This is a genomic window from Azospirillum lipoferum 4B, assembly GCF_000283655.1.
Taxonomy (GTDB): Bacteria; Pseudomonadota; Alphaproteobacteria; order Azospirillales; family Azospirillaceae; genus Azospirillum; species Azospirillum lipoferum_C.
Genome location: NC_016586.1, coordinates 708,251 through 726,879, shown reverse-complemented (window position 1 = coordinate 726,879; position 18,629 = coordinate 708,251). Strand labels below are relative to the sequence as shown.

Genomic DNA, 18,629 nt, shown 5'->3' with positions numbered 1-18,629 from the left:
ATGGGAAGCTTCAGCCTGTTCCACTGGGCCGTCGTTCTGCTGGTCGTCCTGCTGCTGTTCGGCGCCGGCAAGCTGCCGAGCGTGATGGGCGACTTCGCCAAAGGCATCAAGAGCTTCAAGTCCGGCCTGAAGGACGACGAGGAGGAGCGTAAGCCAATCGCGTGATGGGGGAGGGGGCCGCGTAATTGAACGTCGGCTCCGATGCCCCCACCCCAACCCTCCCCCGCTGGGCGGGGGAGGGAGCAGGTGCTTGTACGGGAGAGCGGCGGCAGTCCCTCCCCCGCCCAGCTCTCGCACAAAGCTATGCTTTGTGCTGACGCGGCAGGCGGACCGTAGGTCCGCTGAGAGCGGGGGAGGTTAGGTGGGGGTCTAACCTCCCCTCACGCCACCCGCAGCGCCCCCGCGGTGTCGTGGTAGAAGCCGTTCACCAGCGGCGCGTCGATCAGCCCGCCCAGTTCCGCCGCCACCTCGGCCCCGTCGCGCCGCCCATCGAGCACCGCCCGGAACGCCTCGGCGACGCGCACCATGTCCATCGCCTGCGGCGACAGGCGGAAGCGCGTGACACCCATCGCCACCAACTCCGCCAGTTCCGCCGTCAGGCACAGGCAGCCGTGCGACATCGTCTGCGTGCCGTTGACGGTCAGGAAGGGCTGGCCGTCCATCGTCGTCACCGGCATGCCGTCCGGATCGTTGCCGCAGACGAACTGACAGCCGTCCTTGTGCAGCCCGTGGGCGCGCGCGTGATAGCAGCGGGCCGAGATGGCGAGCGGCGCCCGGCCCCAGGCCTGCACCTCCACCGCGACGCCCAGCTCCCGCCCGGCCTTCGCCAGCGCCGCCACGGTGGCCGCCGGCAGCTCGGCCGGCAGCGACACCGCCACCGCCCCGCGCTCCGCCATCCAGGCCAGCGTCGCCTCGTTGTAGACGTTGATCGTCGGCCCGACGGCATGCGGCCGCCCGGCCAGCAGGGCCAGCGCCCCCATATCGTTCGCCTCGACAATCCCGGCATCCGCCGCCACCAGATCGCGCATCGCCGACCGTTCGCGCTCGCTGCCGACCAGGATCGGGCTGGCGAGCCACACCGTCTTGCCGGCGGCGGTCAGCCGCTCGACCACCTCGCCCATCGCCTCGGCGAAGAAGGGCGCCCGCTTGAAGCAGACGATCTCGCCGACGACCACCGTGTCGACCGGGGCCTCGTCGGCGATGCGGGCGTAGAAGTCGCGCCAGCGGTCGACCGGCCAGTTGAACAGCACCGGCCCCAAAGTGAGTGACGCAGTCATTCGATAAAGCTCCTCAACGCCCAAAGGGCTCAGCGCCAGGCGCGGGTATAGGCGCCGGTGGTCTGGGTTCCGCCCTCGACCATCGCCTGCAGATCGATGTGCGGCACCGGCCGGCCGGCGGCGAAGCTGTCCAGAGCCTCGCGATAGGCGCGGACGACGGCGCCGATATAGGCCTTGCCGCGCTGCCGCCCCTCGATCTTCAGCGCATGGACGCCGGCCGCCTTCAACTCGGCCAGCAGATCCATGGCATTCAGGCTGGTCGGCTCCTCGAACAGATAGGCCGGCGCGCCGCCGGCGACGAAGCGGCCCTTGCACAGCGTCGGATAGCCGGCCTGCTCGCCCTCGCCGAAAACATTGATGGTGAAGCCGCCCAGCGTGGAGGCCAGCGCCCCGCCGCGCTGCTCGTAGCGGACATGGCTGGCCGGGGAACAGACGCCCTGCTTGTTCGGCGACAGGCCGGTGGCGTAGGAGGACAGCGAGCAGCGCCCCTCCGCCATCGGGCAGAGGCCGCCGAAGACGAAAACCTCGGTCTCGACGTCGATCTCGGCGTTGAGCTTGGCGATCTCCGGCACCGTCAGCACGCGCGGCAGCACGACCCGGCGCACGCCGAAGGCATCGCGATACAGCCGGATCGCCTCCACATTGGCAGCCGAGGCCTGGACCGACAGGTGCAGGCGCAGGTCGGGATGGCGCTTGGCGGCATAGGCCAGCAGGCCCGGATCGGCCAGGATGACCGCATCCACCTTCAGCCGCGCCGCGTCGTCCACCGCCTTCTGCCAGGGACCGAGATTGCCGGCCTGCGGGTAGGTGTTGATGGCGACATAGACCTCCACCTTGCGGGCGTGGGCATAATCCACCGCGTCGGCCACATCCTGCCGGGTGAAGTTCAGTCCCGGAAAATTGCGGGCGTTGGTTTCGTCGCGGAAGCCGAGATAGACGGCATCGGCCCCGGCATCGACGGCGGCGCGCAGGGCGGCCGGGGTGCCGGCCGGACAGATCAGTTCGAAATTGTCCATGATTCTTACGCCCCAGCCCCCGGAGTTGCCCCCGGAACCGTGCCGGTCAGGCGGGCTTCGATCCGCGCGCCGATCCGCTCGATCCCGCGCCGCAGCGGCGGGGGCAGCAGCCGGCGCGCCGCTTCGACGCGGTCCAGCACCGGCCCGGCATTCCGGCGCAGCACCGGCAGGGCGCGGGCCAGCGGCCCGGCGATGGAGGCGGCGTCGGCCATCAGATCCATCTCGTCCTCGCCGTCCAGCGTGTTGCGCAATGCCAGGATCAGGGCGGTGTCGCCGGAGATGGCCAGTTCGCGCCGGAAGAACAGCGCATCGCCGTCGATCCGCCCCTCCAGCAGGTCGAGCAGCCGGGCATAGGGACCGCGGATGACGGCATCGGCCGCAACCGCACCGGTTCCATCCGCCCCGCGGGGCAGGGCATGCAGGGACAGCTCCGGCCCGACGCGCATCAGCAGAGCGACCGGCGCATCCACCGGCTCGATCAGCACGCGGGCGTCCTGCATCTCGCGCAGTGCCTCGAAGGCGCGCGGGTGGCGCTCCGCCAGCACGCGGAGAAGGCGGGCCAGCAGCGCATCGCTGACCCTCTCCCCCAACCGCGGGACGAGCCCGAGCCCCACACGGCTCAGGCTGGCTTCGAAACGTCGGGCCCGGTCGTCATCGATCGCGGTCGGTGCGGCAACGGGCTCACGCATGGGCTCACGCATGGGCGGAGTCCCTCCTTATCGGTCATTCCGCCGCCCATCAAATCCGCTAATCGCCCGCCGTCATTGACCTCGGTCAAGTTTAAGCTTGAAAAGCCGGTCTCAGGCGGCGCTGGCCAGACCAGGCCCACACTCGGCGATCATCTGGATGTGACGGTCGCGCCGGGTAGGAGACGTGTCGGCAGTGTCGCTCACCACTGCGGTGGCGGTTTGCCCGCAGTCCGATTTCTGCAGCAACGCCGCTTCACCGCGGCATGCGGCTTTGCGGAGTCTGGTAGACCTCGCTGAAATGGGTGCGGAACAGGCGCATGGCCGGCGTCAGCTCGACCCCCTGGCGCCAGGCCAGGCCGACATCCATGGCCGGAACCCGCTCACGCATGATGATCGTCTCGATGCGTTTGCCTTCCAGCGACCATGGCCGGTAGACCATGTCGGACAGGATGGTCACGCCCTGGCCATTGGCGACCGTCGAGCGCACGGCTTCGATCGACGAGGTGCGCAGCCGGACATTGGGGCGGAAAGGCGAGGCGCTCCAGTAGCGGGTGGTCCAGTGGGCGGCCTCGTCGACGGTCAGCATGATGTAGGGATGCTCGGCCACATCCTGCAGCCCGACGGAATCGAGTTCGAGCAGCCGGTGCCCGGCCGGCACCCACAGGCGCCGCTGGCTTCCGATCAGCGTTTCGGTCGTCAGCTCCGGATTGCTGATGTTCGAGGTCAGGACCACCGCCATGTCGAGCCGGCCGGTGATCAGGTTGTCCTCGATCATCTCGCGCGTCAGCTCGTGGATGTGGATGCGCAGGTTGGGATAGCGCCGCTCCAGCCGCTCCAGATGCTGCGGCAGGAAATATCCGAGAACCGTATAGCTGGCACCGATGGACAGGCTGCCGGCCACCTCCGCCGCGGTATCCGCCGGATGCAGCGCCTCCTCCACGCTCGCCATGATGCGATGGCTCGCGGCCAGGAACCGGCGGCCGGTGTCGGTCAGCTCCATGCCCTGGGCGGTGCGGACGAACAGCCGTCCGCCGACCTCCGCCTCCAGTTCCTTGATGGCGGAGGTGATCGCCGACTGGGAAATCGACAGCTCCCGCGCCGCCCGCGACACCTGCCCCAGATTGGCGGTGGCGATGAAATATTTCACGTGTCGGAAATTCAGCATGGCCAGCTCCGGATTTTCGCATGGTCAATTATCGAGAAAACAGAATATGCCTAATTCCTGTACAGGCCAAGCTTCCTTAGGAACGGCAGAGTTCCACCGTCTTGCCTGATTTTCAGGCGGATTTTGGCAGCGGAAAAACAGATAAAGCAATCTCGGAAATTAGAAATTGCAAAGGCTGGGGAACAACATACGCTCATATGGCAAAGCAGCCATTCCACGGATTCATCCCTGGGGCACGACAGCCCCCGGTTCCGTAAGCAAGCAAGGGAGTAAGGCGTTGGCTCGTACAATGGTCGATCTCAACTGTGACCTCGGCGAGGGGTACGGCCAGTGGACGCTCGGCGAGGCCTCCGACGATGCGCTGATGGACCTCATCAGCTCGGCCAATGTCGCCACCGGTTTCCATGCGGGCGATCCCAATCTGATGGATCGGGTGGTGCGGCTGGGGGTTGAGCGCGGCGTGGCCCTGGGCGCCCACCCCGGGTATCGCGACCTGCAGGGCTTCGGCCGCCGCGTCATCCAGGCCAAGCCCGAGGAGCTGGTGAACGACATCCTCTATCAGGTCGGCGCGCTGCGCGAATTCGCCCGCCGCCACGGCACCCGGCTGCAGCATGTCAAGCCGCATGGCGCCCTTTACATGGAGGCGGCGAAGGACGAGACGCTGTCGCGTCTGATGGTCGAGGCGCTGCTGAAGTCCAGCCCCGACACCCTGCTGTTCTGCATGGACGTGTCGAAGACCTGCGCCGTCGCCGAGGCGGCCGGCCTGCCGGTCATCCGCGAGTTCTACGCGGACCGCGACTATGACCGCAGCGGCTCCATCGTCTTCGCCCGCCGGATGCGGCCGCTCGACCCGGCGGAGGTCGCCGACAAATGCGTCCGCGCCTGCTGCGACGGCAAGGTGCGGACGGTGGAGGGCGACGACATCGACATCGCCTTCGACTCGATCTGCTTCCACTCCGACACGCCGGGCGCGCTCGCCATCGGAACCGCCGTGCGCGACGCCCTGCTGAAGGACGGACTGCGCATCGTCGCGGCCGCCGATCTGGTCGCCCAGACCCGCTGACATCCTCCGGTATCTTCAGTCCCGTTCCAGACAGCCCGCCACAGACAGCTCGTTGAAGAAGGAATGTTTCGATGCCCGAAATCCGCTCCCCCCTTCCCGGCTCCTTCTACCGGCGCCCCGCCCCCGGACAGCCGCCCTTCAAGGAAGTCGGCGACCGGGTCGAGCCGGGCGACGTCATCGGCCTCGTCGAGGTGATGAAGAGCTTCAACGAGATCCGCGCCGACGTCGCCGGCACCATCCTGAGCTTCGCGGTGGAGGATGAGGAGCCGGTGATGGCCGGCGCCGTCCTCGTCGAGCTGGAAGGCTGAGGGCGATGACGATCCGTCGCCTGTTCGTCGCCAACCGCGGCGAGATCGCGGTGCGGATCATCCGCGCCGCCAGGAGCCTGGGCATCGAAACCGTCCAGGCCTATTCCGAAGCCGACCGCGACATGCTGGCGGTCAAGCTGGCCGACGAGGCGGTCTGCGTCGGCCGTCCGGCGGCCCGGCATTCCTATCTCGATGCGGCGGGGCTGGTGGCGGCGGCGCGGAAGGCCGGCTGCGATGCCGTCCATCCCGGCTACGGCTTCCTGTCGGAGAATGCCGAATTCGCCGAGATGGTGGAGAGCTTCGGCATGGTCTTCGTCGGTCCGAAGGCCGACACCATCCGCCGCATGGGCGACAAGGCCGCCGCCCGCGAGGCCGCCATCGCCGCTGGGGTGCCGGTGGTCCCCGGATCGCAGGGCCGCGTCGCCGATGTGGACGCAGCGCTCGCCGCCGCCGAGGCCATCGGCTATCCGGTGATGATCAAGGCAGCGGCGGGCGGCGGCGGGCGCGGCATCCGCATCGCCGAGACTCCCGACGAGCTGCGCCGCCTCGCCCCGCAGGCCCAGTCGGAGGCCCAGGCCGCCTTCGGCGACGGTGGACTCTATCTGGAGCGGGTGATCGGCAATGCCCGCCACATCGAGGTGCAGATCCTCGGCGACGGCACCCGCTCCATCCATTGCTTCGAGCGCGAATGCTCGCTGCAGCGCCGCCGGCAGAAGGTCTGGGAGGAGGCGCCCGCCGCCTGCCTGGACGAGGCCACCCGCGCGCGGCTGTGCGCCTCGGCGGTGGCGCTGGCCGAAAGCGTCGGCTACCGCGGCGCCGGCACGCTGGAATATCTCTATGACGAGCCGACCGGCGCCTTCTACTTCATCGAGATGAACACCCGCATCCAGGTCGAGCATCCGGTGACCGAGATGATCACCGGCATCGATCTGGTGGCAGCGATGATCCGCATCGCCGGAGGCGAGCCGCTGCCGGTGACCCAGGATCAGGTGACGCGGACCGGCCACGCCATCGAGGTGCGCATCAATGCCGAGGATCCGGCCGCCGGCTTCCTGCCCAGCCCCGGCACGGTCGAACGCCTGTCGGTGCCGGCCGGTCCGGAGGTCCGTTTCGACGGCATGATCTATGAGGGCTATACGGTTCCGCCCTTCTACGATTCCCTGCTCGGCAAGCTGATCGTGCATGGCGCGACGCGGGACGAAGCCATCGACCGCATGGCGGCGGCGCTGGAGGGCTTCACCGTCACCGGGCTGAAGACCACCGTCCCGCTGCACAAGGCGCTGGCCGCCGACCCGGATGTCCGGGCGGGCAGGGCGCACACCCGGTTCCTGGAAAGCTGGCTGGCCGGGAACCCCGCATTCAATCCCCAGAAGGCCGCGCAATAGGAGCACCGGATGCAGACCCGCTATTCCTACGGTGGCGACGAGCACATCTTCGTCGAAATGGACGAGGAGATGTCGCTCGAAGCCTTCTTCAAGAGCATGTCGATCACCAATGCGGTCCGGGCCGCGCACATCGACGGCATCACCGAGATCTGCCCGGCCAACGGCAGCTTCCAGATCAAGTTCGACCCCGACCGCATCGCCCCGGACGAGCTGATGGGCCGGCTGCGCGCGCTGGAACAGGCGGCGGACAAGGCGGAGAAGCGGCTGGAGACCCGCATCGTCGAGGTGCCGGTCTTCTACCGCGATCCCTGGACCACCGAAACGCTGATGCGCTTCCGCGAGCGGCACCAGGATCCGCAGAGCACCGATCTGGAATACGCCGCCCGGATGAACGGCTACGACACGGTGGAGCAGTTCATCCACGCCCACCATGCCTCGCCCTGGTTCGTGTCGATGGTGGGGTTCGTCGCCGGCCTGCCCTTCCTCTACCAGCTGGTCGAGCGGTCGCGGCAAATCCAGGTGCCGAAATATCTGCGCCCGCGCACCGACACGCCCAAGCATACCATCGGCCATGGCGGCTGCTTCGGCTGCGTCTATTCGGTGCGCGGCGCCGGCGGCTACCAGATGTTCGGCATCACGCCGATGCCGATCTACGACCCGACCCAGAAGGTCTCCTACCTGCGCGAGTTCATGGTGTTCTTCCGGCCCGGCGACATCGTGAAATGGAAGCCGATCGACCGCGAGGAATACGACGCCATCACCGCCGACGTCGCGGCCAACCGCTACGAACCGCGCATCCGCAAGGTCACCTTCGATCTGGACAGCTTCAACGCGGACATCGACGGCACCAACCAGCGGCTGATGGAGACCCTCCATGGCGTTTAAGGTTCTCAACCCCGGCCTGCTGACCACCGTCCAGGATCTCGGCCGGCCCGGCTATTTCCATCTCGGCATCCCGATGTCGGGGGCGATGGACCGCTACGCGCTGCGCGCCGCCAACCTGCTGGTCGGCAATCCGGAAGGGGCGGCGGCGCTGGAGGCGGTCTTCATGGGGCCGCAGCTGGAGTTCGAGGTGGACGCCACCGTCGCCGTCACCGGCGCCGACCTGCCGGCCCGCGTCGACGGCGAACCGCATCCGGCCTGGACCGCCTTCCCGGTGCGCGCCGGACAGGTGCTGTCCTTCGACTATCTGAAAGGCGGCGCACGGGCCTATATCGCGATCTCCGGCGGCATCGACACGCCGCCGGCGCTGGGCAGCCGTTCCACCTACATCATCGGCGCGCTCGGCGGCTATCACGGCCGGGCGCTGGCGGCGGGCGACATGGTGCCGCTGGGCAAGCCGGGGGCGCTGCGCCACGGCACCGAGGTGCCCGACGCCCTGCGTCGCACGGTGGGCAAGAGCGCCGAGCTGCGCGTTCTGCCCGGCCTCTACTGGCGCCTCATCACCGAGGAGGCCGGGCGCAACTTCTTCGAGGACAGCTGGAAGGTGGCGCCGGAGGCCGACCGCATGGGCTACCGGTTCCGCGGCGGCCGCCCCTTCACCTTCGAGCCGCGCGAACAGCCCTTCGGCGCCGGCTCCAACCCGTCCAACATCGTCGATGCCTGCTACCCCTACGGCTCGATCCAGGTGCCGGGCGGAACCGAGCCCATCGTCCTGCACCGCGACGCCGTCTCGGGCGGCGGCTATTTCACGCTGGGCGCGGTGATCTCCGCCGACATGGACCTGATCGGCCAGATGCAGCCCCACACCGGCGTCCGTTTCGTCAAGGTCGACATGGATCAGGCGCTGGCTGCCCGCGCCGAGGAAGCCGGTCGCCTGGCCCGCCTGCGCGAAGCCCTGGCCTGACCGGACGGGAGGCGGCCCCCCGTCCGCCGCCTCCCTCCTTTTTTGAACATCCTCAATCCGTCCAATCCCATGCCGTGGAGACCACCCGCATGAACGCTTTCGCTCGCGCTCTTGTCGCCGCCACAGTTCTTGGAAGCAGCATCGCCGCCGCCGGCCCGGCGTCCGCCGCCGAGTGGTTCCCCTATCCGGCGGTGGAGGTGACACCCGCCTTTTCCGCCGACGGCAAGCCGAAGGACATCTCCTACAGCCCGCTGCCCAAGGCGGCGAAGAAGTGGGACATCTGCGTGTCCTTCCCCCACATGAAGGACGCCTACTGGCTCGGCGTCGATTACGGCGTGGTGGAGGAAGCCAGGCGGCTGGGGGTGAAGGTCACCGTGGTGGAGGCGGGCGGCTACACCGAGCTGAACAAGCAGATCAGCCAGATCGAGGATTGCGTCGCCCGCGGCGCCAATGCCGTGGTGATCGGCGCCATCAGCTTCGACGGGCTGAACAATCTGGTGGCGGAGCTGGCGAAGAAGAACATCCCGGTGATCGACGTCATCAACGGCATCTCCTCCCCGGCGCTGACCGCCAAGTCCCTGGTGTCCTTCCACACCATGGGGGCGGAGGCCGGCCGCTATCTCGCCGCGAAGCATCCCGCCGGCAGCCCGCCGGTGAAGGTCGGCTGGTTCCCCGGCCCGGCCGGCGCCGGCTGGGTCGAGGCCGCCAACAAGGGCTTCATGGAGGCGGTGGCCGGCTCCGCCGTGCAGGTACTGGAACCGCGCTACGGTGACACCGGCAAGGAGGCGCAGTTGCGGCTGGTCGAGGATGCGCTGCAGGCCACGCCCGACATCAAGTACATCGCCGGCACCGCGGTGACCGCCGAGGCGGCGCAGGGCCTGCTGCGCGAGCGCGGGCTGACCGACAAGGTCGGGCTGATCGCCTTCTACATGACGCCCGGCGTCTATCAGGGCATCAAGCGCGGCTTCATCCAGGCGGCGCCGGCCGATTCCATGGTCATCCAGGGCCGCATCGCCATCGATCAGGCGGTGCGGGCGCTGGAGAAGACCGATCTGGTCCGCCATGTCGGCCCGAAGATCTTCGTCGTCGACAAGGCCAATGTCGGCAGCGTGCCGCGCGACACCATCCTGCCGCCGGACAATTTCTCCCCGGTCTTCAGCGTGAAGTGAGGCTGTTTCCTCCGCCGCCGGCTTCCCGATGGGGCCGGCGGCGGGGGCCATCCGGAGTGTGTGCATGTCCCCTCCCGTCCTGATCCGGACCGTCGCCCTGACCAAGCGCTATCCCGGCGTCACCGCGCTCGACCGCGTCGATTTCGACCTGCGCCCCGGCGAGGTGCATGTGCTGTTCGGGGAGAACGGCGCCGGCAAATCGACCCTGATCTCGCTGCTGGCCGGGGTCTCCACCCCCAGCGAGGGCGAGATTCTGCTGCGCGGCCGGCATATCCGCTTCACCGGCGTCGCCGATGCCCGCGCCGCCGGCATCTCCGCCGTCTTCCAGGAATTCTCGCTGGTCCCGACCCTGACGGTGGCGGAGAACCTGTTCCTGGGCGACGAGCCGATGAGCGGCCCCTTTCTCGACCGCCGGGCGATGCGGCGCAAGGCCGCCGCACTCTTTGCCGATCTCGATTTCGCCATCGATCCGAAACGGCTGGTCGCCACGCTGAGCCGCGCCGAACAGCAGATGGTGGAGATCGCCAAGGCCCTGCACGGCGAGGTCGGCATCCTGATCCTCGACGAGCCGACGGCGTCGCTGACCGACCGCGAGGTCGACCATCTGTTCGCGGTGATCGCGCGCATGAAGGCGCGCGGCGTCGGCATCGTCTACATCTCGCACCGGATGCAGGAATTCGCCCGCATCGCCGACCGCGTCACCGTCCTGCGCGACGGACGGCGGATCGGCACCGTGGCGATGGCAGACACCAGCGAGGCGGCCCTGATCGAAATGATGGCCGGCCGCGCCATCGGCGAGATCTACCCAACCATCGCCCGCAGCCCCGGCCCGGTCCTGCTGCGGGCGGAGGGGTTGCGCGCCTGGGGTGTCCATGGCGTCGATCTGGAGGTCCGCGCGGGCGAGGTGCTGGGCATCGCCGGCCTCGTCGGTTCCGGCAAGTCGCGCAGCTTCCGGGCGCTGATGGGGCTGCTGCAGATCCAGGCGGGGCGGGTGACCGTCCGGGGGCGCGACCTCACCGGTGCCGCGACCCGCGAGCTGATGCGGGCGGGCCTTTGCTATGTGCCGCCCGACCGCAAGACCGAAGGGTTGCAGCTGGCCTTCAGCACGCGGGACAATCTGGCCCAGGGGGAGCTGGCCGGCACGCCGGGCCGCTTCGGCCTGCTGCCCTGGCGGCGCATCCGCAAGCGGTGCGAGGCGACCGCCGAACGGGTCGAGCTGCCGGCCGCCTATCGCGGCCGGGCCGTCGGCAAGCTGTCGGGCGGCAACCAGCAGAAGGCGCTGTTCGGCCGTGCGCTCGGCCGCGATTACGACCTCTACATCTTCGACGAGCCGACCGTCGGCGTCGACATGGGCGCGCGGGCCGCCATCTACCGCCTGATCCGCGAGCTGGCCGAGGCCGGAAAGGCGGTGGTCGTCATTTCCTCCGACCTGCCGGAGGCGATGAACCTCGCCCATCGCCTGCTGGTCTTCGCCCATGGCCGCATCGCCGCCGAACTGGAAGGCGACGCCATCAGCGAGGCGGCCATCCTTTCCCACTTCTTCGATCCCGTTCCGTCGGCTGCCATCCCGTCGGTCCCCACCATCGACCAGGAAGCGAGACTGCCCGCATGAGCGCCACCTCCTCCGCCGCATCGCCGTCCTCCGGCACCGCCCCGGCCTCCACCACCGTCCGGCTGCGCGCGGCCGGGCGGGCGCTGTTCATCCGCCTGGGCGTGCTGCCCTTCTTCCTGGCGGCGGCGCTGATCGTGTTCACGCTCGCCTCCGACCGTTTCCTGACCGCGGACAATCTCGTCAATGTGATGCGCCAGTCGGTCTATCTGGTGCTGGTGTCGCTGGGGCAGATGACGGTGCTGATCACCGGCGGGTTCGATCTCGCGGTCGGGGCGACCGTCGCCCTCACCTCGGTGGTGTCGGCGTTGGCGATGGCGGCACTGGGCACGATGTTCCCGGATTCCCCGGCCCTGGCGATCGCGCTGGGCGCGCTGGCCGGATTCGCGGTGGCGGCCCTGGTTGGGCTGGCCAATGGCGCCGGCGTCGCGCTGTTCGGCGTCTCGCCCTTCATCATGACGCTGGGCGTCAGTTCCGTGGCGGCGGGCGGATCGCTGTTCCTGACCGGCGGCATCCCGGTGTCCGGCCTGCCGGTTGAGTTCGCCGAGCTGTTCGGCTTCGGTCGCTGGCTGGGCATTCCGGTACCGGTGCTGGTCGCCGCCGTGGCGGTCGCGGTCGCCTGGGTCGTCATGACGCGCACCCGGATCGGCGCCCATCTCTATGCCGTCGGCGGCAACATGAAAGCCGCCAGACTGTCGGCCATCGACACCGGGCGCACGCTGATCGTCGCCTATGTCCTGTGCGCCCTGATCGCGGCGCTGACGGGCCTGTTGCTGACGGCCCGGGTGGAATCGGGAGAGGCCAATCTGGGCGGAACGCTCGCCCTGGAGTCCATCGCCGCCTGCGTGATCGCCGGCGTGTCGCTCCGCGGCGGCATCGGCCGGGTGGAGACCGTGGTGCTGGGCGCCGTTTTCATCGTGCTGGTCCAGAACGGCATGAATCTGGCGCAGGTCGGATCCTATCTGCAGATGGTGCTGCTGGGCGGGCTGCTGATTCTCGCGGTGATCTTCGATCAGATCCGCTACCGCATGATGATGGACGCATAGCGCACCGATAAGGTGGGGCTTGCCGGGGCGCTTGCCCGGTGCCGCTTCGCTCCATCGGCAGGGAGGTCACCCCGGCGGAAGGGGGAAGGGAAGGGCCAAGGTAGGCTTGCAGCCTGTTCTCCATCGGCGCGGTGTTGCACGGATGGATCTGGTGGAGTAGGTCGGGGCGCCGTACTTCGTCAGCTGGATTTCCCGCGATGCCGCACAAAGCGAACGCCGCTCGCTGTGCGGACCGGGCGAGCGGTTGATCGAAAAGCACGGAACCCGGAAACGGCGCTCGTGGAAGAAGCTGCACCTCGGCGTGGATGCGCAGAGCGGCACGTGGTCGTGCCGCCCCGGGCCGATGCCATGCTCAGCGAGACGGCCGCGACCGCTACATCCAGGCGATCGCCGAGACCGGGCGGAAGGCTTGGCGAGGACATCATGGGGTGATGGCAGGACGGGTTCGGCCGCCGGTGCCCTTACGGCTGTCCGCTGCCGCCGGCGGCACCATAGATGTGGCCTGTGGTATAGCTGCCGTCCTCCGCCGCGAGCTGGACATAGATGCCGGCAAGCTCGGCCGGCTGGCCGGGACGGCCCAGCGGAGTCTGGCCGCCGAACTGCTTCAGCTTCTCCTGGGTGGCGCCGCCGCTGACCTGCAGCGGGGTCCAGATCGGGCCGGGGGCCACGCCGTTGACGCGGATGCCCTTCGAGGCGAACTGCTTCGCCAGCGACTTGACGTAGTTCATCGTCGCCGCCTTGGTCTGGGCATAGTGGTACAGTTCCGGCGTCGGATCGTAGGACTGTTCCGACGTGGTGCCGATGATGACCGAGCCGGGCTTCAGATGCGGCAGCGCCGCCTTGATGGTCCAGAACGGCGCGTAGATGTTGGTCTTCATCGTCGCGTCGAATTCCTCGCTGGTCAGGTCGAGGATGGATGGGCAGGCCTGCTGCCGCGCGGCGTTGCACACAAGGATGTCGAGCCCGCCGAGCCCGGCGACGGCATCCGCCACCATCTGCCGGCAGAACGCCTCGTCGCGCAGGTCGCCGGGAATGGCGACGGCCTTGCGGCCCGCCGCCTCGATCAGCGCGACGACCTCGCGGGCGTCCGGCTCCTCGGTCGGGAAATAGTTGATGGCGACGTCGGCCCCCTCGCGGGCATAGGCGATGGCGGCGGCGCGTCCCATCCCGGAATCGCCGCCGGTGATCAGCGCCTTCCGCCCCGCCAGCCGGCCGGAACCCTTGTAGCTGGTCTCGCCATGGTCCGGCGGCGGGTCCATGTCGCGGGCCAGCCCCGGCCAGGGCTGCGACTGGCCCTTGAAGGGCGGCTGGGGATATTTGTACCGCGGGTCCTGCGGCGATACGGTGTCGTCACTCCGGTCCATGCGTGTCTCCTTGGTCGGGCGTCACACACAGAACCGGGCAGGGCCGGATTGGTTGCCGGCCGGAACGGGCGGCAGCCATTCCGAAACCGGGAACGGCCGCCCCGCGGCGTTGTCCTCACCCGCACATGCCGCCGCAGCAGGAGCCGTTGCGCCGCGCCAGCAGCCGTTCATAGGCGATGCTGACCACGCCGGCCGGCGGGATGACGCCCTGCAGCAGCGACAGAACGTCGGCCGTCAGCGTGCCCGGCGGGCAATCCGTCACCTCGCAGACCGAACCGCCGCTGCCGTCCGGCCCCAGCCGCGCGTCGTCGGCCGCGACAGCCACGTCGCCGTTGCGGTAGATGCGCACGCGCAGGCTGGTCGCCGACGCCCCTTCGGGACGGGCGATGCGGACCTGCCAGACCTCGGGACCCTGCTGCAGGTATTCCCAGGAGAAACCGGCTCCGAACAGGCTGAGAAGCTGGTGGTGCAGCGGGCGCGGGTCATGGTCGTTGACCAGCGAGAAGCCGTCGCCGGGCGTCAGATCCTGCACCGACTGGAAGATCAGCTGGTGGCGCTGGTAGGGCGGAATGGCGCGGAGGTCGAGGACCGGTTCGGCCCGCGTTGCATGGTTGGTGGTCGGCATCGTCGTCCGTCTGGCTGTGGGGAGCGGCAGGATCGCCATGCACCGCTGTAACCCGGATCGCCGTTGCCTTCTTTGCTCCAGCACAAATGCCGGAGAGGGTGGCAGGATCAGCCGGCCGACAACTGGGCGGCGGCAAGATCGTCCAGCAGGGCGTCGAGCTCCAGCCCATAGGCTTCGGCCGCCTCCCGCACGGTCATGAAAGGCGCCATGGCGCAGCCGGGACAGGCGAGGCCGCGGCGAAGCAGGACCGGCACCACCGCGGGGCGGTCGCGCATCAGCTCGGCCATGGTCATGTCGGCGATCCTCATCTTGGCCACGGATGATGAGACGGCCATGGCGGCATGCTCCGGCGCTGGGGACAGGCAGCCACCATAACCGCCCGGCGGCGAGCGGTCTTTGCGCCACCGCAAGCGTCCCACATTCAGCCGCGCTGCATTCAGCCGCGCGGCGGAACCGGCGGCAGATCCTCGGCGATGGCGACCAGCGCGTGGGGCTTGCGGATCACCACCTGCTGCCGGCCGCTCTCCACGATCCCCTGGCTTTCCCAGGCCGACAGGGTGCGGCTGACGGTGTGCAGCGTGGTGCCGGTCATCTCCGCCACGTCCTGGCGCGACAGGGGGAAATCGATCTCCACCCCCGCCTCCACCCGCCGGCCGGCGTGACGCACCAGCCGCAGCAGGGCATGCGCGATGCGGCGCTCCACCCGTTCGGTCGCGACCTCGCGCAGGCGGTTCTGCACTTCGCGCAATCGGCCGCCGACAATGGACAATGCGTTGCGGGCGATGACGGGATGGCGGTCCATCAACTCCGTCATCGCGGCGGCCGGCCAGGACAGCTCGACGCAGTCCGCCACGGCGACGGCATCGGCCGGATAGAGGCCGTCGGTGAAGATCGCCAGCGTCCCGAACATCTCGCCGGGGCCGATGAAGCGCATCACCACCTGCTGGCCGTCGGGACCGGTCTGCACGATCTTCACCCGCCCGTCGATCAGCGCATGGCCGGCGGCCGCCGGCTCCCCCTGGGTGAACAGGGCGGCACCGCGGGCATGCCGGCGCGGGCGGGCGAGCGCCACCGCCTCGGCCAGCGCGGCGGCATCCAGCCCGGCGAACAGCGGCATGCCGCGCAGAATGGCGGGATCGGGGGGCGGAGGCATGGCGGTCGTCCTGGCTCGGTCCGGGTCTGGCCCGACAGTGTAGCGGCCAAACCATACCCATTCGTAAGCGAATTTGTTGCCGGTCAAAGCGCGCCTCTCCGCCATCGGCCAGACTGGACGGACCGGACCACCGAAGAGCCTGCCCGCCCATGCATGCCCCCGCTCCCATCACCAGCGCCCACCGTCTGATGTATCCGGCAGCCGCCCTCTATGCCGCGCTCGCCGTGCCGCTGTGGCTGGCGGCGGTGGGCGGCCTGCTGCCGCTGGGCTGGTCGCCGGCTCTGCATGCCCACGAGATGACGCTGGGCTATGCGCTGGCGGTGGTCGGCGGTTTCCTGATGACGCGGCTGTCGCGGCGGATGGTGGCGGTGGCCTTCCTGTCCTGGCTGGCCGGGCGGCTGGCTCTGCTGGGCGGGCTGCCGGCAGTGGTGGCCCTGCCGCTCGGCATCGCCTATCCGCTGCTTCTGTTCATGGTCGCCGGCCTGCCGTTCCTGCGCACCGGCCGCAGCGGACACAATGCGGTGTTCGGTCCGCTGATCGGCGCCTTCCTGCTGGCGGAGGCGCTGTTCTGGGCATCGGAGCTCGGACTCGTCCCGGCCGGCGGGATGCCGGTCGGGCTGCTGCTGATCGCAACGCTGCTGCTGACCATGGGCGGGCGCGTCATCCCCGCGGCGACGGCCGGCGCCCTGCGCCGCCGCGGCATCACCCTCGCGCAGCGGGTACAGCCACGGTTGGAGGCGATGGGCGTCGCCGGTGCCGCGCTCTGCCTGCTGTCGGCGGCGACCGGCTTGCTGCCGCCGCTGGGGGCCACCGGTGCGGCGATGGCGGGGGCGAGCGCGCTGCTGCGGCTGGCCCGCTGGAAACCGCTGCTCCTGCTGCGGCAGCCGGAAATCGCCAGCCTGCATCTGGGCTATCTCTGCCTCGGCATCGGCTGGCTGCTGACCGGCTTCGCGGAGCTTGCGGGTCTGCCGCCGGCCGCCGGCTGGCACATGCTGGGGGTGGGTGCGCTCGGCATCCTCGCCAGCGCCATGATGATCCGCACCACGCTGCAGCGCGAGGCGGAGCCCGAGCGCTTTCCGCCCGCCGCAACCATCGCCGTCGCGCTGATGGCCGCCGCCGCGGTTCTGCGCTTGGCGGCGGTGTGGTGGCCGTCGATGGCGCTGCTGGCGGCGGCGGGTGCCTTCTGGACGCTCTCCCAGCTTCTGACCGTCGCCGTCCTGCTCACCCGGCCGAGGCGTGGAACCCGATGCAACCGCCCGCGGTCATAAACACCATGGGGTGGAAACGGAAAGGGACCGGCTAACCGGTCCCCTCCACACTCGACGGGCCGGAAAGGCCCTTCGATCAGGACTTGACCGCCTCGATCTCGATCAGCAGCTGGATGTCGTCGCCGACGGCCGGAGCGCCGTACTTCATGCCGAAATCGGTGCGCTTCACCGTGCCGCGGGCGGAGAAGCCGGCGGTCTCCAGCTTGCTGGCCGGGCTGACGCCGTCCTTGTTGAAGGTGATGTCCAGCACCACCGGCTTGGTCACGCCCAGCATGGTCAGGTCGCCGTGCAGCTTGCCCGTCTTGTCGCCGGTCTTCTCGATCTTGGTGCTCTTGAAGGTCAGCTTCGGGAACTCCTTCGCGTTGAAGAAGTCGGGCGAGCGCAGATGCTCGTCACGCTTGGCGTGGTTGGTGTCGATGCTGGCGGCGTCGATGGTGACGTTCACCGAGCTCTTTTCCACCGCGTCCTTGTCGAAGCTGATGTCGCCGCCGACCGTGTTGAAGCGGCCGATCACGTTGGAGAAGCCGATGTGGTTGACGATGAAGGCGACGGCCGTGTGCGCCGGATCGATCTTGTAGTTGACCGGGGCGGCGAAGGCGGGAGTCAGGCTGCCGGCGGCGGTGGCGACGAACAGGGCGGCGGCGAACAAGGTCTTCTTCATGAACGGAGCTCCGGGGATTGGGTTCGGATGATGGGGGTGGAGGATCAGTAGGGCGACGCTTCGCCGCCGGTCAGCGCATAGGCCGCACCGATGGCGGCCAGCGCCGGAAGGACCGCGACCACCGTGACGGCGGCCGACGAGGCGGCCCGGCCGACCGCGCTGTGGCCCTGGGGAACGAAGCGGCTGACATGGCCGGCCAGCAGCGCCGGCAGCGCCAGCAGAAGGACGGCGGTCTGCGCCTGGGTGAAGAGGGTCAACACGCCGGCCAGCAGCACAGCGATGCCGGTGGCGACGCGGCCCGACAGGCCCCAGCCATGGCGCTCGACCGGCCAGTTCCACAGCAGGAAGCCGCCGGCCGACGCCGCCAAAGCCAGGGCCATCTGGGCGATGGAGGCCGAGGAGCCGATCAGCGCGGTGCCGCCGACGGCCAACGCCAGCGCCAGCAGCGAGGCGGCCGGCGCGGTCGGGCTTTCGCCCCTCATCGAGCCATGCGTCTGCGAAGTGCGGGCAAAGGCGACCCACGCGGCGACGGCGAGCAGGATCGCGAGGCTGACGGCGGCCGCCATGGAATCCAGGGCGGGCAGGGCGATCCACAGCAGCGAACCGGCCAGCCACACCGCCAGCACCGCCGAAACCGCCCGGCCACGGACACCGGCCGCATCGGCAACGACACCCAGCAGCAGACCGGCGGCGGAGGACCAGAACAGCTTGCCCATGCTCGACGGCGGGGGCAGGGCCGGCAGGCCGACCACCATCGCGAAGACCACCAGGAACCCGGCCGCGATCCCGGCCGCCGCCAGCGGACGGCGCAGCAGGTGCAGGGCACCGACGAGGATCAGGCTGACTGCCAGGGGCAGGGCGCTGGACTGGACGAAGGGATCTTGGAGCAGCTCGGACATGCGGACAGCCGGAATGGGACGACATTGCGCAGGATGCGCTTGGTACAGACCCTAACCTGTGCTCTGGTGAGCGCAAATTGACGAGT

The 18,629-nt window shown here is 69.2% G+C and carries 20 protein-coding genes; 10 read left to right on the top strand and 10 right to left on the bottom strand.

Translation table 11 applies throughout. From position 1 onward, the window contains the following. A complete protein-coding gene (locus tag AZOLI_RS30830) occupies window positions 1-165 on the top strand; it encodes a twin-arginine translocase TatA/TatE family subunit (RefSeq protein ID WP_081505998.1) in 165 nt (54 codons plus the stop codon). 215 nt (window positions 166-380) lie between these two features. On the opposite strand, the gene ubiV is transcribed toward AZOLI_RS30830, so the two are convergent. The 4 genes from ubiV to AZOLI_RS21465 form a co-directional block, all read right to left on the bottom strand. Then, window positions 381-1,277 (bottom strand): ubiquinone anaerobic biosynthesis protein UbiV, encoded by an 897-nt coding sequence (gene ubiV, locus AZOLI_RS21480; RefSeq protein ID WP_014189247.1) that lies wholly within the window; start codon window positions 1,275-1,277, stop codon window positions 381-383. Between the two features lie 29 nt (window positions 1,278-1,306). Next, window positions 1,307-2,293 carry a ubiquinone anaerobic biosynthesis protein UbiU gene (gene ubiU / locus AZOLI_RS21475; protein ID WP_014189246.1) on the bottom strand — a complete coding sequence of 329 codons (987 nt, stop codon included), beginning with the start codon at window positions 2,291-2,293 and terminating at the stop codon, window positions 1,307-1,309. Between the two features lie 5 nt (window positions 2,294-2,298). After that, entirely contained in the window at window positions 2,299-2,994 is a 696-nt protein-coding gene (gene ubiT, locus AZOLI_RS21470; RefSeq protein WP_014189245.1) for a ubiquinone anaerobic biosynthesis accessory factor UbiT, read from the bottom strand. A 241-nt stretch (window positions 2,995-3,235) separates the two neighbouring features. Next, window positions 3,236-4,147, bottom strand: a complete 912-nt coding sequence (locus AZOLI_RS21465) for a LysR family transcriptional regulator (RefSeq protein WP_014189244.1) — start codon at window positions 4,145-4,147, stop codon at window positions 3,236-3,238. 277 nt (window positions 4,148-4,424) lie between these two features. Between AZOLI_RS21465 and AZOLI_RS21460 the strand changes: the two genes are divergently transcribed. From AZOLI_RS21460 to AZOLI_RS21425, 8 genes are all read left to right on the top strand, one after another. Beyond that, window positions 4,425-5,210 carry a 5-oxoprolinase subunit PxpA gene (locus AZOLI_RS21460; RefSeq protein ID WP_014189243.1) on the top strand — a complete coding sequence of 262 codons (786 nt, stop codon included), beginning with the start codon at window positions 4,425-4,427 and terminating at the stop codon, window positions 5,208-5,210. 71 nt (window positions 5,211-5,281) lie between these two features. Continuing rightward, a complete protein-coding gene (locus tag AZOLI_RS21455) occupies window positions 5,282-5,518 on the top strand; it encodes an acetyl-CoA carboxylase (protein ID WP_014189242.1) in 237 nt (78 codons plus the stop codon). 5 nt (window positions 5,519-5,523) lie between these two features. Next, a complete protein-coding gene (locus AZOLI_RS21450; RefSeq protein WP_014189241.1) occupies window positions 5,524-6,903 on the top strand; it encodes an acetyl-CoA carboxylase biotin carboxylase subunit in 1,380 nt (459 codons plus the stop codon). A gap of 9 nt (window positions 6,904-6,912) precedes the next feature. Next, window positions 6,913-7,788: a 5-oxoprolinase subunit B family protein gene (locus AZOLI_RS21445; protein ID WP_014189240.1), complete on the top strand. Its 876-nt coding sequence runs from the start codon at window positions 6,913-6,915 to the stop codon at window positions 7,786-7,788. After that, complete coding sequence (locus tag AZOLI_RS21440) at window positions 7,778-8,749, top strand: biotin-dependent carboxyltransferase family protein (RefSeq protein WP_014189239.1); 972 nt, start codon at window positions 7,778-7,780, stop codon at window positions 8,747-8,749. The genes AZOLI_RS21445 and AZOLI_RS21440 overlap by 11 nt, the downstream gene beginning before the upstream one ends. Before the next feature lie 89 nt (window positions 8,750-8,838). Next, window positions 8,839-9,918 (top strand): TMAO reductase system periplasmic protein TorT, encoded by a 1,080-nt coding sequence (gene torT, locus AZOLI_RS21435; RefSeq protein WP_014189238.1) that lies wholly within the window; start codon window positions 8,839-8,841, stop codon window positions 9,916-9,918. Between the two features lie 64 nt (window positions 9,919-9,982). Beyond that, on the top strand, window positions 9,983-11,530 hold the full coding sequence (locus AZOLI_RS21430) for a sugar ABC transporter ATP-binding protein (protein ID WP_014189237.1): 1,548 nt from the start codon (window positions 9,983-9,985) through the stop codon (window positions 11,528-11,530). Further along, the gene (locus AZOLI_RS21425) at window positions 11,527-12,573 is read left to right on the top strand and encodes an ABC transporter permease (protein ID WP_014189236.1); all 1,047 of its coding nucleotides are present in this window, start codon (window positions 11,527-11,529) and stop codon (window positions 12,571-12,573) included. The genes AZOLI_RS21430 and AZOLI_RS21425 overlap by 4 nt, the downstream gene beginning before the upstream one ends. Window positions 12,574-13,034: 461 nt before the next feature. On the opposite strand, the gene AZOLI_RS21420 is transcribed toward AZOLI_RS21425, so the two are convergent. The 4 genes from AZOLI_RS21420 to AZOLI_RS21405 form a co-directional block, all read right to left on the bottom strand. After that, complete coding sequence (locus AZOLI_RS21420; RefSeq protein ID WP_014189235.1) at window positions 13,035-13,937, bottom strand: SDR family oxidoreductase; 903 nt, start codon at window positions 13,935-13,937, stop codon at window positions 13,035-13,037. A gap of 115 nt (window positions 13,938-14,052) precedes the next feature. Next, window positions 14,053-14,601 carry a DUF2249 domain-containing protein gene (locus tag AZOLI_RS21415; protein WP_244442602.1) on the bottom strand — a complete coding sequence of 183 codons (549 nt, stop codon included), beginning with the start codon at window positions 14,599-14,601 and terminating at the stop codon, window positions 14,053-14,055. A gap of 68 nt (window positions 14,602-14,669) precedes the next feature. Further along, window positions 14,670-14,897, bottom strand: a complete 228-nt coding sequence (locus tag AZOLI_RS21410; protein WP_014189233.1) for a DUF1858 domain-containing protein — start codon at window positions 14,895-14,897, stop codon at window positions 14,670-14,672. Between the two features lie 101 nt (window positions 14,898-14,998). Next, window positions 14,999-15,715: a Crp/Fnr family transcriptional regulator gene (locus AZOLI_RS21405; protein WP_014189232.1), complete on the bottom strand. Its 717-nt coding sequence runs from the start codon at window positions 15,713-15,715 to the stop codon at window positions 14,999-15,001. A 149-nt stretch (window positions 15,716-15,864) separates the two neighbouring features. Here AZOLI_RS21405 and AZOLI_RS21400 point away from each other — a divergent pair, with 149 nt between their 5' ends. Further along, window positions 15,865-16,983 carry an NnrS family protein gene (locus AZOLI_RS21400; protein WP_014189231.1) on the top strand — a complete coding sequence of 373 codons (1,119 nt, stop codon included), beginning with the start codon at window positions 15,865-15,867 and terminating at the stop codon, window positions 16,981-16,983. Window positions 16,984-17,059: 76 nt separating this feature from the next. Here AZOLI_RS21400 and AZOLI_RS21395 read toward each other — a convergent pair whose 3' ends face one another. Next, complete coding sequence (locus AZOLI_RS21395) at window positions 17,060-17,644, bottom strand: YceI family protein (RefSeq protein WP_014189230.1); 585 nt, start codon at window positions 17,642-17,644, stop codon at window positions 17,060-17,062. Between the two features lie 44 nt (window positions 17,645-17,688). After that, window positions 17,689-18,543 carry a hypothetical protein gene (locus AZOLI_RS21390; protein WP_014189229.1) on the bottom strand — a complete coding sequence of 285 codons (855 nt, stop codon included), beginning with the start codon at window positions 18,541-18,543 and terminating at the stop codon, window positions 17,689-17,691. Window positions 18,544-18,629: the final 86 nt, after the last annotated feature.

Coding starts and splice junctions, on each gene's coding strand:
- ubiU (WP_014189246.1), bottom strand. CDS start 2,293: ATGGACAATTTCGAACTGATCTGTCCGGCCGGCACCCCGGCCGCCCTG.
- ubiV (WP_014189247.1), bottom strand. CDS start 1,277: ATGACTGCGTCACTCACTTTGGGGCCGGTGCTGTTCAACTGGCCGGTC.
- AZOLI_RS21430 (WP_014189237.1), top strand. CDS start 9,983: ATGTCCCCTCCCGTCCTGATCCGGACCGTCGCCCTGACCAAGCGCTAT.
- torT (WP_014189238.1), top strand. CDS start 8,839: ATGAACGCTTTCGCTCGCGCTCTTGTCGCCGCCACAGTTCTTGGAAGC.
- AZOLI_RS21450 (WP_014189241.1), top strand. CDS start 5,524: ATGACGATCCGTCGCCTGTTCGTCGCCAACCGCGGCGAGATCGCGGTG.
- AZOLI_RS21445 (WP_014189240.1), top strand. CDS start 6,913: ATGCAGACCCGCTATTCCTACGGTGGCGACGAGCACATCTTCGTCGAA.
- AZOLI_RS30830 (WP_081505998.1), top strand. CDS start 1: ATGGGAAGCTTCAGCCTGTTCCACTGGGCCGTCGTTCTGCTGGTCGTC.
- AZOLI_RS21410 (WP_014189233.1), bottom strand. CDS start 14,897: ATGGCCGTCTCATCATCCGTGGCCAAGATGAGGATCGCCGACATGACC.
- AZOLI_RS21465 (WP_014189244.1), bottom strand. CDS start 4,147: ATGCTGAATTTCCGACACGTGAAATATTTCATCGCCACCGCCAATCTG.
- AZOLI_RS21415 (WP_244442602.1), bottom strand. CDS start 14,601: ATGGCGATCCTGCCGCTCCCCACAGCCAGACGGACGACGATGCCGACC.
- AZOLI_RS21425 (WP_014189236.1), top strand. CDS start 11,527: ATGAGCGCCACCTCCTCCGCCGCATCGCCGTCCTCCGGCACCGCCCCG.
- AZOLI_RS21395 (WP_014189230.1), bottom strand. CDS start 17,644: ATGAAGAAGACCTTGTTCGCCGCCGCCCTGTTCGTCGCCACCGCCGCC.
- AZOLI_RS21405 (WP_014189232.1), bottom strand. CDS start 15,715: ATGCCTCCGCCCCCCGATCCCGCCATTCTGCGCGGCATGCCGCTGTTC.
- AZOLI_RS21440 (WP_014189239.1), top strand. CDS start 7,778: ATGGCGTTTAAGGTTCTCAACCCCGGCCTGCTGACCACCGTCCAGGAT.
- AZOLI_RS21390 (WP_014189229.1), bottom strand. CDS start 18,543: ATGTCCGAGCTGCTCCAAGATCCCTTCGTCCAGTCCAGCGCCCTGCCC.
- AZOLI_RS21455 (WP_014189242.1), top strand. CDS start 5,282: ATGCCCGAAATCCGCTCCCCCCTTCCCGGCTCCTTCTACCGGCGCCCC.
- AZOLI_RS21420 (WP_014189235.1), bottom strand. CDS start 13,937: ATGGACCGGAGTGACGACACCGTATCGCCGCAGGACCCGCGGTACAAA.
- AZOLI_RS21400 (WP_014189231.1), top strand. CDS start 15,865: ATGCATGCCCCCGCTCCCATCACCAGCGCCCACCGTCTGATGTATCCG.
- ubiT (WP_014189245.1), bottom strand. CDS start 2,994: ATGCGTGAGCCCATGCGTGAGCCCGTTGCCGCACCGACCGCGATCGAT.